Source organism: Staphylococcus sp. 231237_7MaSpsaltlick (assembly GCF_043107035.1).
The window spans coordinates 1-1,145 of record NZ_JBICNX010000147.1 but is presented as its reverse complement, the minus strand read 5'-3'; the positions used below and the strand labels follow the sequence as shown (position 1 = coordinate 1,145).

Genomic DNA, 1,145 nt, shown 5'->3' with positions numbered 1-1,145 from the left:
ATTACCATTGATATAGATATCATCTACATTTTTTAGTTTCTCATCATTCTTTATTTTTGCTTTAAACCACAGTTGATCAAAATTGTCTGTAGCTATAATTTTATTATCTTTATTTAACTTATCTGTGTTTATTTCTAAAGACCCATCCACATCACCTTCTATTAATGATTCATATTGTTTAAAGGATTTATTTGCTGCAACTCTATAGTTACCAATGAAAAAGTTCCCTAATTTTGTAACACGATTTTTACGAGCAGTTACCTCTGTTTGTTTATCATTGCTGTTCTGAAATTTGTAATTGGCTGTATTATTACCTTCTTTAACATATACACTGTACAAAACAGGCTCGAATTTTACCTTATTTATGAAAAACAGCTTTTTACCATTCTTTTTAACTTTAATATATGTACGGTCATTATTGTCCTTGATTTCACCTAAATCATCATCATGCGTCTTTTGATTATCTAACTCTTTAATAATATGATTAATTTGTTTATCAAATTGTTCTTTGTTTTTACCTTTACTTACATAATCAACAAAATGTTTAGATTCTTCTTCAGTTATACTTCGGTCATTCGTACTTAGCATGTTAGATATGCTACTATACTCTCTATTTTCTACTGCTTCTTTTAAATCTTTAACTTGTGCTTTAGAGTCTTGAGTATTCAAAATTATGTATATGACTAACGCTATAATGATACATATAAACAATAATATGCTTATTATGATTATTGGTTTTTTATATCTTCTCTTAGGATTATCTTCATTCGTTCTTTTCATATCATTTTGGTCTTCACTGTTCATACTTTATACCTCCTAAAAGTTATAATATTTCAATATGCGCTTCTATTGCATCAACAATAGCTTTGTATATCCTTGGCTGTGCATGATCAAGAACTTTATAGTTACATTGCTCTATTATTAAATATGATATTTGTGTAGTATCAATAATACCTTTGATTATATTTTTCTTAGTAACTAACAAAATATCAGTAACGTACTTTTGTTCATTGCTAGTTATTGGCATAACCCAAATAGTATCACTATTTTGATTAACTAGATTATTACTGACTACTATAAAATAATCATCATGATTTACTGATATAATATCGAATTGTTTTATCATACTTTTCACACCTTTATGC

Annotated in this window: 2 protein-coding genes; both read right to left on the bottom strand. The window is 26.9% G+C overall.

Translation table 11 applies throughout. From position 1 onward, the window contains the following. On the bottom strand, positions 1 to 804 hold an 804-nt coding region (locus ACF91D_RS30515), incomplete at its 3' end, for a TcaA second domain-containing protein (RefSeq protein WP_483883396.1). 19 nt (positions 805 to 823) lie between these two features. Beyond that, the coding region (locus tag ACF91D_RS30510) for a type II toxin-antitoxin system PemK/MazF family toxin (protein WP_392438493.1) at positions 824 to 1,145 on the bottom strand (322 nt) is incomplete at its 5' end.